General features: G+C 60.2%; 14 protein-coding genes. 10 read left to right on the top strand and 4 right to left on the bottom strand.

Going from position 1 to position 16,063, the window contains the following annotated elements; all coding sequences use genetic code 11:
• Positions 1 to 98 precede the first annotated feature (98 nt).
• A complete protein-coding gene (gene metG / locus J3P93_RS06120) occupies positions 99 to 2,150 on the bottom strand; it encodes a methionine--tRNA ligase (protein WP_336355331.1) in 2,052 nt (683 codons plus the stop codon).
• 154 nt (positions 2,151 to 2,304) lie between these two features.
• Between metG and apbC the strand changes: the two genes are divergently transcribed.
• Entirely contained in the window at positions 2,305 to 3,399 is a 1,095-nt protein-coding gene (gene apbC, locus J3P93_RS06125; RefSeq protein WP_434595855.1) for an iron-sulfur cluster carrier protein ApbC, read from the top strand.
• A gap of 133 nt (positions 3,400 to 3,532) precedes the next feature.
• Here apbC and J3P93_RS06130 read toward each other — a convergent pair whose 3' ends face one another.
• Positions 3,533 to 4,291, bottom strand: a complete 759-nt coding sequence (locus tag J3P93_RS06130; RefSeq protein ID WP_434595857.1) for an SDR family oxidoreductase — start codon at positions 4,289 to 4,291, stop codon at positions 3,533 to 3,535.
• 162 nt (positions 4,292 to 4,453) lie between these two features.
• Between J3P93_RS06130 and J3P93_RS06135 the strand changes: the two genes are divergently transcribed.
• The 4 genes from J3P93_RS06135 to groL all read left to right on the top strand — a co-directional run bounded on the left by J3P93_RS06135 (position 4,454) and on the right by groL (position 7,977).
• The gene (locus tag J3P93_RS06135) at positions 4,454 to 5,179 is read left to right on the top strand and encodes a HugZ family protein (RefSeq protein WP_434595859.1); all 726 of its coding nucleotides are present in this window, start codon (positions 4,454 to 4,456) and stop codon (positions 5,177 to 5,179) included.
• A gap of 71 nt (positions 5,180 to 5,250) precedes the next feature.
• Entirely contained in the window at positions 5,251 to 5,727 is a 477-nt protein-coding gene (locus J3P93_RS06140; RefSeq protein WP_434595860.1) for an FxsA family protein, read from the top strand.
• A gap of 259 nt (positions 5,728 to 5,986) precedes the next feature.
• Entirely contained in the window at positions 5,987 to 6,280 is a 294-nt protein-coding gene (locus J3P93_RS06145; protein WP_007916610.1) for a co-chaperone GroES, read from the top strand.
• 50 nt (positions 6,281 to 6,330) lie between these two features.
• Complete coding sequence (gene groL, locus J3P93_RS06150; RefSeq protein WP_434595861.1) at positions 6,331 to 7,977, top strand: chaperonin GroEL; 1,647 nt, start codon at positions 6,331 to 6,333, stop codon at positions 7,975 to 7,977.
• A 198-nt stretch (positions 7,978 to 8,175) separates the two neighbouring features.
• On the opposite strand, the gene J3P93_RS06155 is transcribed toward groL, so the two are convergent.
• Positions 8,176 to 8,919, bottom strand: a complete 744-nt coding sequence (locus J3P93_RS06155; protein ID WP_434595863.1) for a phosphatase PAP2 family protein — start codon at positions 8,917 to 8,919, stop codon at positions 8,176 to 8,178.
• A 220-nt stretch (positions 8,920 to 9,139) separates the two neighbouring features.
• Between J3P93_RS06155 and colR the strand changes: the two genes are divergently transcribed.
• From colR to J3P93_RS06180, 5 genes are all read left to right on the top strand, one after another.
• Entirely contained in the window at positions 9,140 to 9,811 is a 672-nt protein-coding gene (gene colR, locus J3P93_RS06160; RefSeq protein ID WP_064119015.1) for a two-component system response regulator ColR, read from the top strand.
• Positions 9,811 to 11,094 (top strand): sensor histidine kinase, encoded by a 1,284-nt coding sequence (locus J3P93_RS06165; protein WP_434595867.1) that lies wholly within the window; start codon positions 9,811 to 9,813, stop codon positions 11,092 to 11,094. The genes colR and J3P93_RS06165 overlap by 1 nt, the downstream gene beginning before the upstream one ends.
• A gap of 152 nt (positions 11,095 to 11,246) precedes the next feature.
• Entirely contained in the window at positions 11,247 to 11,915 is a 669-nt protein-coding gene (locus tag J3P93_RS06170) for a class I SAM-dependent methyltransferase (RefSeq protein ID WP_203419306.1), read from the top strand.
• Between the two features lie 3 nt (positions 11,916 to 11,918).
• Positions 11,919 to 12,635: a lipopolysaccharide kinase InaA family protein gene (locus J3P93_RS06175; protein WP_434595869.1), complete on the top strand. Its 717-nt coding sequence runs from the start codon at positions 11,919 to 11,921 to the stop codon at positions 12,633 to 12,635.
• A gap of 2 nt (positions 12,636 to 12,637) precedes the next feature.
• Positions 12,638 to 12,865: a hypothetical protein gene (locus J3P93_RS06180; RefSeq protein ID WP_090285811.1), complete on the top strand. Its 228-nt coding sequence runs from the start codon at positions 12,638 to 12,640 to the stop codon at positions 12,863 to 12,865.
• Positions 12,866 to 13,023: 158 nt separating this feature from the next.
• Here J3P93_RS06180 and J3P93_RS06185 read toward each other — a convergent pair whose 3' ends face one another.
• Positions 13,024 to 16,059, bottom strand: a complete 3,036-nt coding sequence (locus J3P93_RS06185) for a multidrug efflux RND transporter permease subunit (protein ID WP_434595870.1) — start codon at positions 16,057 to 16,059, stop codon at positions 13,024 to 13,026.
• Between the last annotated feature and the right edge of the window lie 4 nt (positions 16,060 to 16,063).

Consider the following 16,063-nt stretch of genomic DNA (forward strand, 5'->3'; position numbering starts at 1 on the left):
CGGGCGGGTGTCTCTCAAGGTTAGGCCTTATCCAGCCGCCTATGAAAAATCCCACCGGCATGCAGGGCACGCCGGTGGGATCGAGTTGCCGCAGGGTCTTACTTGATACGTTGACCCGGCTTGGCACCGCTGTCCGGGCTCAGCAGGTAGATCTCTTCACCGCCAGGGCCAGCCGCCATCACCATGCCTTCGGAGATGCCGAACTTCATTTTCCGCGGCTTCAGGTTGGCGATCATCATGGTCAGACGACCGTCGAGCTTCGACGGATCCGGGTAAGCACTCTTGATGCCGGAGAACACGTTGCGTTGCTCGTCGCCGATATCGAGGGTCAGGCGCAGCAGCTTGTCGGCGCCCTCGACGTGCTCAGCCTTGACGATCAGCGCGACGCGCAGGTCGATGGCGGCGAACGCGTCGAAGTCGATTTCCGGCGACAGCGGATCCTTGGCCAGTTCGCCATTGCCGGCCGGGGCGGCAGCGCCGGTGTCGGTCTGGCTGGCGCTGAGGTCTTCTTTCGAGGCGTCGGTCATGGCTTGCACTTTCACCGGGTCGATACGGGTCATCAACGGCTTGAATTCGTTGAGCTGATGGTTGGCCAGCAGCGTGGTGTGGTCGTTCCAGGTCAGCGGCGCGACGTTGAGGAACGCCTCGGCATCGGCGGCCAGCAGCGGCAGCACCGGTTTGAGGAAGATCACCAGCTGGCGGAACAGGTTGATGCCGGTGGCGCAGATCGCCTGGACTTCGTCCTGCTTGCCTTCCTGCTTGTTCAGCGACCACGGCGCCTTGTCGGCGATCCACGCGTTGGCGCGGTCGGCCAGGGCCATGGTCTCGCGCATGGCACGGGCAAAGTCGCGTGCTTCATAGGCGTCGGCAATGCTTGGCGCGGCGGCGAGGAAGGCCTCGGTCAGCTCCGGTGCGGCGTTGTTGTCGACCAGCAGACCGGCGTTGCCCTTGTGGATGAAACCGGCGCAACGGCTGGCGATGTTGACCACTTTGCCGACCAGATCGGAGTTGACCTTCTGCACGAAGTCTTCGAGGTTCAGGTCGAGGTCATCGACGCCACGGCCCAGTTTCGCCGCGTAGTAATAACGCAGGTATTCCGGCGACAGGTGATCCAGATACGTGCGGGCCTTGATGAAGGTGCCGCGCGATTTCGACATCTTCTGGCCGTTGACGGTCAGGTAGCCGTGCACATTGATCGCGGTCGGCTTGCGGAAGCCCGCACCTTCGAGCATCGCTGGCCAGAACAGCGCGTGGAAGTTGACGATGTCCTTGCCGATGAAGTGGTACAGCTCGGCGGTGGAATCCTTGCCCCAGAACGCGTCGAAGTCAAGCGCAGGCGTGCGGTTGCAGAGGTTCTTGAAGCTGGCCATGTAGCCGATCGGCGCATCCAGCCACACGTAGAAATACTTGCCCGGCTCGCCCGGAATCTCGAAGCCGAAGTACGGCGCATCGCGGGAGATGTCCCACTGTTGCAGGCCGGCGTCGAGCCATTCGGAAAGCTTGTTGGCGACGGCGTCCTGCAGGGTGCCGCTGCGGGTCCAGGCCTGCAGCATGTCCTGGAAGTCCGGCAGCTTGAAGAAGAAGTGCTGGGAATCCTTGAGCACCGGGGTAGCACCGGAGATCGCCGACTTCGGATCCTTCAGGTCGGTCGGGGCGTAGGTCGCGCCGCATTTTTCGCAGTTGTCGCCGTACTGGTCTTCGGTGCCGCATTTGGGGCAGGTGCCCTTGATGAAGCGGTCGGCCAGGAACATTTTCTTTTCCGGGTCGAAATACTGGGTGATCGAGCGTTGGGCAATGTGCCCGGCGTCACGCAGCTTGAGGTAGATCTGGCTCGACAGCTCACGGTTTTCTTCGGCGTGAGTGGAGTGGAAATTGTCGAAATCAACCAGGAAGTCGGCAAAGTCGGCGCTGTGTTCAGCCTGCACGTTGGCGATCAGTTGTTCCGGGGTGATGCCTTCCTTTTCCGCGCGCAGCATGATCGCCGAACCGTGGGCGTCGTCGGCGCAGACATAGATGCATTGGTTGCCGCGATGCTTCTGGAAGCGCACCCACATATCGGTCTGGATGTATTCCAGCATGTGGCCAAGGTGGATCGAACCATTGGCGTAGGGCAGGGCGCTGGTGACGAGGATCTTGCGTGGCTCGGACATGTAGGGCTTCGCTACTTGATGAAACGGAGGTCGGCCACTATAAAGCGCCGGACAAGATATTTCACCCCTGCAAATCGTTGCCGGGCATGCCGTCCGGAGGATAGAAGGGGTAGGATAGCCGCCATCTTTTCCAGTTTTGTTATCGGAGTTGCCCATGAGCGCCGTCACTCGCGCAGCGGTGGAAGCCGTCCTCAGCCAATACACCGACCCTTACCTGAACCAGGACCCGGTCAGCGCCGGTTGCGTGAAAAACATCGAGATCGTCGGTGACCGCGTCAATGTGCAGCTGGAAATCGGCTACGCCGCCGGTCTGTTCAAGAGCGGTTGGGCGCAATTGCTGCAACTGGCCATCGAAAACATCGACGGCGTGGTCATCGCCCGGGTTGAGGTCAACAGCGTGATCGCCGCGCACAAGGCCCAGGCGCAGATTCCGGGGCTGGCCAACGTCAAGAACGTGGTCGCCGTAGCCTCGGGAAAGGGCGGCGTGGGCAAGTCGACCACCGCCGCCAACCTCGCCCTGGCGCTGGCCCGCGAAGGCGCCAAAGTGGGGATTCTCGACGCCGATATCTACGGCCCGAGCCAGGGCATCATGTTCGGTATTCCCGAGCGCACCCGCCCGGAGGTCAAGGACCAGAAGTGGTTTGTGCCGCTCAAGGCCCACGGTGTTGAAGTCATGTCGATGGCGTTTCTGACCGATGACAACACGCCGATGGTCTGGCGCGGGCCGATGGTTTCCGGCGCGCTGCTGCAACTGGTCACGCAAACCGCGTGGGGCGATCTGGATTATCTGGTCATCGACATGCCGCCTGGCACCGGCGACATTCAACTGACCCTGGCGCAGAAAGTCCCGGTGGCGGGCGCAGTGATCGTCACCACGCCACAGGACCTGGCCCTGCTCGACGCACGCAAAGGCGTGGAAATGTTCCGCAAGGTCAACATTCCGGTATTGGGCGTGGTGGAAAACATGGCCGTGCACATCTGCTCGAACTGCGGGCATGCCGAGCATCTGTTCGGTGAGGGCGGTGGCGAGAAGCTTGCCACCCAGTACGGCGTGGAACTGCTGGCCTCGCTGCCGTTGTCGATGCTGATCCGCGAACAGGCCGATGGCGGCAAGCCGACGGTGATCGCCGAGCCGGACAGCCAGATCGCCATGGTCTACCAGGAGCTGGCCCGCCACGTCGGCGCGCGGATCGTCTTGCAGGAAGCGGCGACGCCGGCGATGCCGAATATCACCATCAGCGACGATTGATCTATCAGCAACGCTGAGATCCCTTGTAGGAGTGAGCCTGCTCGCGATCGCGGTTTAACATTCTCCAGCGATGGTGAATTGATTACCGCTATCGCGAGCAGGCTCACTCCTACATTTGTTTTTGTGTTGGCAGTCAGATACGCAAGCCGCCATCCATCTCCAGAATCCGCCCGGTGTAGTAGTCGTTCTCGAAGATATACGCCGCCGAATGGGCGATCTCTTGCGGCTTGCCCATGCGCTTGAGCGGGATGCCCGAGGTCATTTTCTCCAGCGCTTCGGGTTTCATGCCCAGGGTCATTTCGGTTTCGATGAAGCCCGGTGCAATGCCGGCCACGCGAATCCCGTAGCGCGCCAGTTCCTTGGCCCATGTCACGGTCACCGCGGCGACACCGGCCTTGGCCGCGGAATAGTTGGTCTGGCCGACATTGCCGGCGCGGGAGATCGACGAGATGTTGATGATCGCGCCGCTGTTCTTCAGCTCGACCATTTTCGCTGCCACCTCACGGGTGCAGAGGAACACGCCGGTCAGGTTGACATCGATCACCGCCTGCCACTGGGCAAGGCTCATCTTGCTCATTTCGCCGTCCTTGACCTTCAGCAGCAGGCCGTCACGCAGAATCCCGGCGTTGTTGATCAGGCCGTGAATCGCGCCAAAGTCAGCGGCAACCTGGGCGACCATGTGCTCGACCTGTTCTTCATTGGCGACGTTGCACAGGTAGCTGCGCGCTTCGACACCCTTGGCTTTGCACGCGGCGACGGCGTCGTCGAGCTTTTCCTGATTGAGATCGACCAGCGCGAGCTTCGCGCCTTTGCCGGCGAGATACTCGGCCATGGAGCGGCCCAAACCCTGGCAACCGCCAGTGATAATGATTACTTTGTCGTTGAGTTGCATGCGCGTGCCCCGATTGCTGGTCTGATGGTTTTTATTCTTGGCGGCTCCCGTTCGCCCCGGCCGTGGCCGGGTTGCGCAGGAGCATTGCCCGATGGCGTGGCCGAAACCTGTTTTCGCGCGCCTGTCCGTTTTTTCGACGGATTCTATCTAAGGAGTCATAAATTGAGCGTTGAAGTGGCGAAGAATGCCCGAGAATTGCTTCTCAAGGAATACCGTGGAGTGCTCTCGACCCACTCGAAATCGATGCCCGGATTTCCGTTCGGCTCCGTGGTCCCGTATTGCCTGGACGAGCAGGGCCGGCCGCTGATTCTGATCAGCCGCATCGCCCAGCACACCCACAATCTGCAAAAGGACCCGAAGTGCTCGATGCTGGTCGGTGAGCGCGAGGCCGATGATGTACAAGCGGTGGGGCGCCTGACGTATCTCGCGGAAGCGCAGAAACTCGAAGACCCTGCCGCCATCGAAGCCGCCGCCGAGCGCTACTACCGCTACTTCCCTGATTCGCAGAATTATCACAAGGCTCACGATTTCGATTTCTGGGTACTGAACCCGGTGCGTCACCGCTATATCGGCGGTTTCGGGGCGATTCACTGGATCGATCAGTTGACTCTGGCCAATCCGTTCGCCGGCAAGGCTGAAGTCAGCATGGTCGAGCACATGAACAGCGACCACGCCAAGGCCATCGCCCATTACGTTGAGCTCGCCGGTCTGCCGAACAGCGTGCCGGCGCAACTGGCCGGGATCGACAGCGAAGGCATGCACTTGCGCATCGGTCAGGCGCTGTACTGGCTAGGCTTCCCAAGCCCTTGCAATACGCCGACACAAGTGCGCGAAGCCTTGGTTTCATTGGCTCACGCCGAGGCCTGGCCAAAAAAAGCGGATTCTTAAGGTTGAATTCACGCAAGGGCGGCGTCATCTAAGGCTTACTGCAAGGCATTTCTTGCGTTGAGGACAATTTGATGCGCCCTTTTCTGTTGCTCTTTCTGCTGTTTCCAGTGCTGGAGCTGTTCGTATTCGTCAAAGTGGCAGGGGCGATCGGGTTCTTCCCGGCCCTGCTGCTGATTATCGTCGGCTCGATGTTCGGCGTGTTCGTGCTGCGCATCGCCGGCCTCGCCACGGCGCTGCGTGCCCGTGAAAGCCTGAACCGCGGCGAACTGCCGGCACAGACCATGCTTGAAGGTTTGATGCTGGCGCTGGCCGGCGGTCTGCTGATCATCCCGGGTTTCATCAGCGATGTGGTTGGTCTGGTCATGCTGCTGCCGTTCACCCGACGCTTGCTGGCGAATAAAATGCGCCAGCGTGCCGAAGACCAGGCCATGCGCCAGCGCGCTTTTGCCGATGACCTGCGACCCCGTGGCGGTCCGGCACCACGCGAGCCGTTGGGCCGTGAGCCGAATGTGATCGAAGGCGAGTACGAACATCGCGACAACAAGTAACGTCAACATCGACACGGCACCTTCGGGTGCCGTGCTCGTTTATGCGGCCTACTCGTCGGACGGCGTCAAAATTTTTTTTACCCCAGCCCTTGTAATCAGCTTGTACGCCCCTATGTATCGGTCACCGAAAGGTTTCCGGTGATTACACCGGACAGACTTGCGCGGTTCGCTCGACGAGCCGCACCCGGCACAGGCCGGATTTGTTAAACCCGCCGGGACTACACCGGCCGATGAAAACCACAATTAGGAGAGATCGACAATGAAGCTTCGTCCTCTGCATGACCGCGTCGTCATCCGTCGCAGCGAAGAAGAAAAGAAAACCGCTGGCGGTATCGTCCTGCCAGGTTCGGCTGCTGAAAAGGCCAACCACGGTGTGATTCTCGCTGTAGGCCCGGGCAAAGCTCTGGAAAACGGCGAAGTGCGTGCACTGTCCGTGAAGGAAGGCGACAAGGTTGTGTTCGGTCCTTACTCCGGCAGCAACACTGTGAAAGTCGATGGTGAAGACCTGCTGGTAATGAGCGAGAACGAAATCCTCGCTGTTATCGAAGGCTGATACTCCCGTTCATTTTCCCGTTACTACAAAGTATTTAAGGAATATCGATCATGGCTGCTAAAGAAGTTAAGTTCGGCGATGCCGCCCGCTCCAAGATGCTCAAAGGCGTCAACGTTCTGGCTGACGCGGTAAAAGCGACCCTGGGCCCGAAAGGCCGTAACGTGATCCTCGAGAAGAGCTTCGGCGCTCCGACCATCACCAAGGACGGCGTTTCCGTCGCCAAAGAAATCGAACTCGAAGATCGCTTCGAAAACATGGGCGCGCAGCTGGTCAAAGACGTTGCCTCCCGTGCCAACGATGACGCCGGTGACGGTACTACCACTGCCACCGTTCTGGCTCAGTCGATCGTCAACGAAGGCCTGAAAGCCGTCGCTGCCGGCATGAACCCGATGGACCTGAAACGCGGTATCGACAAGGCGACCATCGCCATCGTCAAAGAGCTCAAAGCCCTGTCCAAGCCATGCGCTGATTTCAAAGCCATCGCTCAGGTCGGCACCATCTCGGCCAACTCCGACAACTCCATCGGCGACATCATTGCCGAAGCCATGGAAAAAGTCGGTAAAGAAGGCGTGATCACCGTTGAAGAAGGCTCGGGCCTGGAAAACGAACTGTCGGTTGTAGAAGGCATGCAGTTCGACCGTGGCTACCTGTCGCCGTACTTCGTCAACAAGCCGGACACCATGGTTGCCGAGCTCGACGGCCCGCTGATCCTGCTGGTCGACAAGAAGATCTCGAACATCCGCGAAATGCTGCCAGTCCTGGAAGCCGTTGCCAAAGCCGGCCGTCCGCTGCTGATCGTTGCCGAAGACGTTGAAGGCGAAGCCCTGGCGACTCTGGTGGTGAACAACATGCGCGGTATCGTTAAAGTCGCTGCCGTCAAGGCACCAGGCTTCGGCGATCGTCGCAAGGCCATGCTGCAGGACATCGCTGTTCTGACCGGCGGCACCGTGATCTCCGAAGAGATCGGTCTGAGCCTGGAAAGCACCACCCTGGAGCACCTGGGTAACGCCAAGCGCGTGACCCTGTCCAAGGAAAACACCATCATCGTTGACGGTGCTGGCGTGCAGGCAGACATCGAAGGCCGTATCGCTCAGATCCGTGCCCAGGTTGCCGAAACTTCCTCGGACTACGACCGTGAAAAACTGCAAGAGCGTCTGGCCAAGCTGTCCGGCGGCGTTGCAGTGATCAAGGTTGGCGCGGGTTCCGAAGTTGAAATGAAAGAGAAGAAGGCCCGCGTTGAAGACGCCCTGCACGCAACCCGTGCAGCCGTTGAAGAAGGCGTGGTACCTGGCGGTGGCGTTGCGCTGATCCGCGCTCTGGAAGCCCTGACCGAACTGACCGGCGACAACGCTGACCAGAACGTCGGTATCGCTGTGCTGCGTCGCGCTGTTGAAGCGCCGCTGCGTCAGATCGCTGCCAACTCCGGTGACGAGCCAAGCGTAGTCGTCAACGAAGTGAAGAACGGCAAAGGTAACTTCGGTTACAACGCTGCTTCCGGCGAATACGGCGACATGATCGAAATGGGCATCCTGGATCCAACCAAGGTAACCCGTTCGGCTCTGCAAGCCGCAGCCTCGATCGGCGGTCTGATCCTGACCACCGAAGCGGCCGTTGCCGACGCGCCGAAGAAGGAAGGCTCGGCTGGCGGCGGTATGCCAGAAATGGGCGGCATGGGTGGCATGGGCGGCATGATGTAAGCCAGCCTTACCCCCGTAACGAAAAACCCCGCCGGCGCAAGCAGCGGGGTTTTTTATCGCCCGAATTCTAGGGTGGGCTACAGACCGAGGTGTGGCCATCGCTGGCAAGCCAGCTCCCACAGGAGTCCTAGGTCAGGCACATAGTGTGTGAACACTCTCAGTCCCTGTGGGAGCTGGCTTGCCAGCGATGGCGTCCGCTCAAGCGCTGACGGGGCGTGCTTTGACAACCGTTGCAGTCTTGCCCGCCGGGCGATACAGCACCCAGTAATAAGCCCCCAGACAAATCAGCCAGCAGAAGATCGCCGTCCATACGTTATGCGAGAAGAAGTGCGCGCCCTGCATCATCCGGCTGATCGAAAACACCGAGCCCAGCGCAAAGGCGAAGATGAATGCCTGCCGCGCCAGTCGTGGGCGACGATCGCGCAGAACGAAGAACAGCGCAAACAAGGTGAAACCCGTCGCCGCATGACCGCCAGGCCAGCAACGCCCCGGCTTGTCGGTTGGCGGGCGATGGTCCATCAACTTGCTGTATTTTTCGTGCCCGCCGAATTGCTCAAGGCTCCACGGGCATTGCACTGCCGTCACGGCTTTGACCGGGGTGACGAACGAAGTGGCCAGGCCCAGCGACAGCACCAGGCAGCCCAGCTCACGCTTGAAGGGTTTGAGTCGGGCGAGGAAAAACGAGCCGATGAAACCGAGGATCGCGAACACCGAGAAGGCGATAACCACTTCTTTGGCGCGGTCATGCAGGATGTCTTCGAGAAAATAGCTGTGCCGTCCGATGAAGTCGCCGGCGACCGGGTCATAGAACAGTCGGGCCAGGTCCATGTCCAGATCGGTCAGTTCGAGCAACACCAGAATGATCGCCGCAACAGCGGGTATGCCCAGGCAGAGCCAGAGGTTCAGCGGTCGGGAAACGGGATGGGCAGAGGTCAACGCCATGGGCAATTCCTTGGTGGCAAGAATGTTCGAGGGAGCGCAATCGCGCGGAGTCTGTGCGCACGGGCGTTGCCGATTCGTTAATCGAAAGTGAAAAAAACGTTGGCGGTCGCCGTGAGCATTTTTATCGGCAAACAACCCGACACATGCCTAGCCGTGAGCCACACTTGGCCGTAAGCTGCGCGGGCCAAGACGGCCGTAACCCCGTTCGGAGAAGGTGCCCATGCGTATTCTGCTGGTCGAAGACAACCGCGACATCCTGGCCAATCTGGCCGATTACCTGGGCCTCAAGGGCTACACCGTCGATTGCGCGCAGGACGGTCTGTCCGGCCTGCATCTGGCCGCCACCGAGCATTACGACCTGATCGTCCTCGATATCATGTTGCCGGGGATCGACGGCTATACCCTGTGCAAACGCCTGCGCGAAGATGCACGCCGCGACACACCGGTGATCATGCTTACCGCGCGCGACCAACTGGACGACCGCTTGCAGGGCTTCAAGTCGGGTGCCGACGATTACCTGATCAAACCGTTTGCCTTGTCCGAACTCGCGGCGCGGGTCGAAGCCGTGATGCGTCGCGCTCAGGGCGGTGGCCGGCGCGCCTTGCAGGTCGCCGACCTGAGCTATGACCTCGACACCCTGGAAGTGACGCGCGACGGCAAACTGCTCAAGCTCAACCCGGTCGGCCTGAAGCTGCTGGCCGTGCTGATGCAGAAGAGCCCGCATGTGTTGCGCCGGGAAATTCTCGAAGAAGCCCTGTGGGGCGATGACTGCCCGGACAGCGACAGCCTGCGCAGCCACGTGCACCAGTTGCGCCAGGTGATCGACAAACCTTTCGCCAAGCCACTGCTGCACACTGTGCACGGGGTGGGCTACCGCTTGGCCGACGTGTAATGGAGTTCAAGCAAAGCCTTTCGCAACGGATCATTATCGCCTTCGCCTTGATGAGCGCTCTGGTGGCTGGCGCGTTTGCCATGGGCATCGTTGCGACCGTGCATCTGGTCGAGGAAAAACTGATTTCGGCGGGGCTGGGCGGCGACTTGCAGCGCTTGTTGCTGATGGACAATGTTTCCGACTGGAGCCACCGCCCCGAACCGGATCAGCTGTTCTATTTCAGCGGCGGGCCGGGCGATTTCGATCTGCCCAAGGACCTGCGCCATCTCGATGCCGGTTTTCATGAAGTGTTCCGCGAGCAGCTGTCGTATCACGCGATGGTCGAGATCGTCGATGGCCGCCGGTACGTTCTGTTGCAGGATCAAAGCGATTTCGAAGAGCGCGAACGCGTTCTGTTTGCCGTGGTGCTGGTGGGTTTCGTGCTCAGCCTGGCACTGGCGGTGTTCCTCGGCTGGGTGCTGGCGCGCAAGGTGATGGCGCCGGTCGTACGGCTGGCGCGGCAGGTCCGTCATCGCGATCAGTTGCTCGGGCTGGCACCGCCGCTGGCGCCGGATTATGCGGCGGATGAAGTCGGTGAACTGGCGGTGGCGTTCGACGCGACATTGGGGCGCCTGCGTCAGGCGCTGACCCGCGAGCGCTTGTTCACCAGCGACGTCAGTCATGAATTGCGTACGCCGCTGATGGTGCTGGCCAGCTCCTGCGAGCTGCTGCTGGAGAATCCGGGCATCGATCAGCGCGGTCGCTCGCAGGTCGAGCGTATCGCTCGTGCCAGTGAGGAGATGCGCGAATTGGTGCAGACGTTCCTGATGCTGGCGCGCGCGCAAAACGAAGAGCCCGGAGCGGCGCCGCAACACAACCTTACGCAAGTGGCGCAAAGCCTGCTGTGCCTGTGGCGCGAGCCGATCGAGCGCAAGGGCCTGAGGCTGGTGTTCGAGCCGGGCAGCCCATCGGACGCCCGCTACAACGCGACGTTACTCAACGCGGTGATGGGCAACCTGCTGCGCAACGCGCTGCATTACACCGAGGAGGGTTTCATTCGCCTGACCCTGACGGCCCACGGCTTTATCGTCGAGGATTCCGGTGTCGGGATTCCCGAGGAAAAGCGCGAAGCGATGTTCGAACCGTTTGTGCGCGGCAGTGAGAAACGCGGTGACGGCCTCGGGCTTGGCTTATCGCTGGTGCAGCGTATCTGCGAAAACCAGGGCTGGACCGTCAGCTTGAGCACGATGGAACCCAATGGCTGCCGATTCGAGGTAGATCTTGGCGTGAATGCAGGCAAATAGTCGTACGAGGCTACTCCCGCCAACCTGTCGGATTCCTGTATAACGTTGTAATACTTTGCCGGTTTACCTGACATTTTTTTCACAATTGGATGACCTGACGCTGACACGCCGCTGACTAAGGTGGCGTCATCAGACATTCAGGAGTCCAGATCATGGCCGACCCGATCAAGCTCGATTTTTCCGAGAAGTATGACGACCAGCACGCGCAGCGATATCTGCGCAAGCACAAGGAGAGTCTGGGCCGTCGCCTGTCGCATTGGCGCGATGAACAGTTGGCACGCAAGGCCTTGTCACTGGCGGGTGATCCCGGTCTGGTGCTGGACCTGCCCTGCGGTGCCGGGCGTTTCTGGCCGATGCTCGCGGAGAAACCCAACCGGGTGATCATCGGCGCGGACAATTCCGAGTCGATGATCAAGACGGCACTCGAGGGACAACCGGCCGACGTGGTCAAGCGGGTACAGCCGCTGCATACCTCGGCGTTCGACATTGCCTTGCCGGACAACTCGGTCGACAGCATCTTCTGCATGCGTCTGCTGCACCACATCGGTGAGTCCGAGCATCGTCAGGTGATCCTGCGCGAATTCGAACGCGTGAGCCGCGACAGCGTGATTGTTTCATTGTGGGTAGACGGCAACTTCAAGGCCTGGAAGCGCAAGCGCGCCGAGCTGGACCGGCCGAATCGTGATTACCAGAATCGTTTTCTGATTCCGGCGGCGACGATCGAGAAAGAATTTGAACAGGCCGGGTTCCGCATTCAGGAACAACTGGACTTTATACCGCTCTATGCGATGTGGCGGGTTTACGTATTACGCAAGAGGTAGAGAATGGCAGTGCAAGCAGCGGTTGAAGCGGATGTCGCTCCACAGGATCGTTTCGATTACTACTGGGCCCAGCGCGGCGAATGGGTTGAAGAACCCAATGTGCGCCGCGGCGGCGAAAGCGGGGTACAGCGCATCGTCGGTCGCGACGGTCAGTTGCTGTACGCCAAGCGCCAGACCGGACACATCTATCGCAGCTGGTTGCACCCGTTCGGTCGTCCTACCGTATTGCGTGAACTCGATGCGCTGACCGGCGTAAGCAAACTCGGTGTACGCGTGCCGCAAATCGTTTTCTGTGGCGCTCAGCCTGATCCACAGCACAAATGGCGCGCACTGCTGGTGACCAGATCCCTGGACGGTTTCCAGGAACTGGAACACTGGCTGGCCGCTGCCGGCGGGCGTGATCAATGTGGCGACGTGGTCTACGAGCGCGTGCTCAAGGACCTGGCGGAAAACCTCGCGCGCATGCACAAGGGCCGCTGGCAGCACAGCTGCATCTACATCAAGCACGTATTCGTGCGGGTGACCGGCGAGGGCGAGTCGGCCAAGGTTGAAGTAGCATTGATCGATCTGGAAAAATGCCGCCAGCGCTTGACCGCCTATCGCGCCGCACAGCACGACATGAAGCAACTGCGTCGCCATTCGTCGTTCCGCGATGCCGACTGGAAAAAACTCGTCTATTTTTATGAGACGGCGTTTGGCAGCGCTATCAAAGGTTTATAGCGATGAAACTAGAAATTGCACGAGGTTTGTTTCTGGTCGGAGCCTTGGCAGTCGCTTCATTGGCGGTGGCTGCCTGGGAGCAGCCCCGCATGCAGGTCATCGGAGCGTCCACGACGGACGCTCATTGCACACTGCCACGGGTGGCGAAAGCCTCCGTGGCGACCAAACCCGATCATGATCTGCTGTTGTTCATGTTCGGGCTATCTCAAGGGATGAGGCCAGCCAGTTGAAATTGATGCCCACGTAAAAGGCCTCGCAGATGCGAGGCCTTTTTTTTACACACCGCTCCCCCCTGTAGGAGTGAGCCTGCTCGCGATAGCGGTGTGTCAGTCAACATTATGGCAACTGACATACCGCTATCGCGAGCAGGCTCACTCCTAACAAGGGGCTATGTCGAGGGTTTGGGATCGGGTTTCGCCAGCAGGGTATATACGCACGGCAACACGAACAGCGTAAACAGCGTGCCGATCGACATGCCCGTCGCAATCACCATACCGATATCAAAGCGGCTGACCGCCCCCGCGCCCGTTGCGAGAATCAGCGGCACCATGCCGAACACCATCGCCGCGGTGGTCATCAGCACCGGGCGCAAGCGAATCGCTGCCGCTTCCTCAACCGCTTCACGGGCTGTCAGGCCTTTGTCCTTGCGCAACTGGTTGGCGAACTCGACGATCAGGATCCCGTGTTTGCTGATCAGCCCGATCAGCGTCACCAACCCGACCTGGGTGTAGATGTTCATGCTCGACCAGCCGAGAAACAGCGGAATCAACGCCCCGCAGATCGACAACGGCACCGTGACCAGGATCACCAGCGGATCGCGGAAGCTTTCAAATTGCGCCGCCAGCACCAGAAAGATGATCGCCAGCGCCAGAGCGAAGGTGACCCACAAGGCGCTGCCTTCCTGAACGAATTGCCGGGATGCGCCGCCATAGTCAAAGGCAAACCCGGCAGGTGCTTCTTCGCGGGCGATCTGCAACACGGTGTCGATGGCTTCACCCATGCTCACCAGCGGGAAACCGGAAATCTTCGCCGCATTGAGTTGCTGGAACTGGTTGAGCTGACGCGGCCGCGCACGGTCGCTGACCTTGATCAGCGTCGATAGCGGCAACAGTTCGCCCTGGGTGTTCTTCACGTAGTAGTTGTTCAGCCAGTCCGGGTTGTCGCGGTAAGGCCGTTCGACCTGCGCGATCACCTTGTAGCTGCGTCCCTCAATGGTGAAACGGTTGATCTCGGCCTCGCCCAACAAGGTCGCCAGAGTGCCGCCGAGGTCGAGCATCGACACGCCCATCTGCGCGGCCTTGGCGCGATCGATATCGACCACCACTTCCGGTTTGTCGAACGCCAGATCAAGGTCGACGAAGGCGAACTTGCCCGACTCCATCGCACGTTTCTTGATCCGATCAGCGACTTGCAGCAGCAGCTCGTAATCGTTGGCCGTGTTGACCACGAATTCGAACGGCAACCCTTCGCCGGTGCCGGGCAGGGAGGGCAGGTTGAAGCCGAAGATCTGCAAGCCCGGAATGCTTTCGAGTTTGCCTTGCACTTCCGGGAGGATTTCCATCTGCGTGCGGCTGCGCTCGTTCCATGGTTTCAGCAGGAAGCCGCCAATCCCCGCCTGCACACCGTTGTAGCCGTTGATCTGGAACGAGGAATAGTACTCGGGGAATTCCTTGAAGATCTTGATGAATTCGTCGGTGTAGGTACTCAGGTAATCGAGGTTGGTCGGCTGCGGCGCACTGGCCATCATGAAAATGATGCCCTGATCTTCGTCCGGCGCCAGTTCCGACTTGGTGAACTTGAGGAACACTGGAATCAGGCACAGCACGATCAGCGCAAACACCAGCACCACCGGCCGTGTATTGAGCGTGCCATGCAGCATGCTCTGATAGCGGCGTTTAAGGCTGTCGAAGATCCGGTCGAGACGATGGGCCAGGCCGCTGGGGTTCTGGTCATGCCGCAGCAGGAACGCGCACATCATCGGTGACAGGGTCAGGGCCACGACGCCGGAAATCACCACCGCACCGGCCAGAGTCAGGGCGAACTCCTTGAACAGCGCCCCGGTCAGGCCGGTGAGAAAGCCGATCGGCGCATACACCGCCGCCAGGGTGATGGTCATCGACACCACCGGCATGGCGATTTCACGGGCACCTTCCAGCGCTGCGTCGAACGGTGTCTTGCCTTCCTCGATGTGGCGGTGAATGTTCTCCACCACGACAATCGCATCGTCGACCACCAGCCCGATGGCGAGCACCATCGCCAGCAGCGTCAGCAGGTTCATCGAGTAACCCATCATCTGCATGAAGAACATCACGCCGATCATCGACAACGGAATGGTCACCACCGGGATCACCACCGAGCGCAGCGCACCGAGGAACAGGAACACCACGACGATGACGATCAGCACCGCTTCGAACAGGGTTTTCACCACTTCGTCGATCGAGGCCTGAATGAACAGCGTGGCATCGTAGGCGATTTCGCTTTTCAGGTTCGGCGGCAACTGCGCTTCCAGTTCCGGCATCAGCTTGCGCACTTCCTTGATCACATCCAGAGGGTTGGCCCCCGGAGTGGCCTTGATGCCGATGTACACCGATGGCGTGCCGCCGAACGAGCTGATCGAGTCGTAGTTTTCCGCGCCCATCTCGACCCGTGCGACATCGCTGAGCAATACGCGGCTGTCGCCATCGACCTTGAGCGGAATCGCCGCGAAGGCTTCGGCGGACTTCAGTTCGGTATTGGCGTTGATGCTGGTCACGGTGTATTCGCCTTTCACTTCGCCGGCGGCGGAGAGAAAGTTGTACTGGCGCACCGCGTTGGTCACGTCAGCGGCGCTGAGACCGAAACCGGCGAGTTTCACCGGGTCGAGCCACAGGCGCATGGCAAACACCTGATTGCCGAGAATCTCTGCTTCGGCCATGCCCGGCAGGGTCGCCAGTTTTGGCTGGATTACCCGTGACAGGTAATCGGTGATCTGCGGGTTGCTCAGGTCCTCGCTGAAGAAACTGATGTACATCAGGGCCGAGGCGTCGGCGGATTCCTTGCTCAGCACCGGATCTTCGGCGTCCTGCGGCAGCTTGTTTTTTACCTCGTTGGCCTTGGCCAGCAGTTCGGTGAAAAGGCGATCGGTGTTGGCGCCGATTCGCGCATAGATCGAAATCACCGAGAAGTTCTGCCGGCTGACCGAGGTCATGTAGTCGATGCCCTCGGCACTCGCCAGACTTTGCTGCATCGGCTGGGTGATGTAGCCCTGAATGGTTTCGGCATTGGCCCCGGGGTAGGCGGTGGTGACCGTGATCAGCGCGTTTTCCATTTGCGGGTACTGGCGCAGCGGCAACTTGCTCCAGGCCTGGAAGCCGAGCAGCACAATCAACAGGCTGACCACGGTGGCGAGCACCGGGCGACGGATGAACGGGTCGGTGAAAGCCATGGGG

Origin of the sequence: Pseudomonas sp. R3-57 (genome assembly GCF_051132065.1) — a bacterium.
GTDB lineage: Bacteria > Pseudomonadota > Gammaproteobacteria > Pseudomonadales > Pseudomonadaceae > Aquipseudomonas.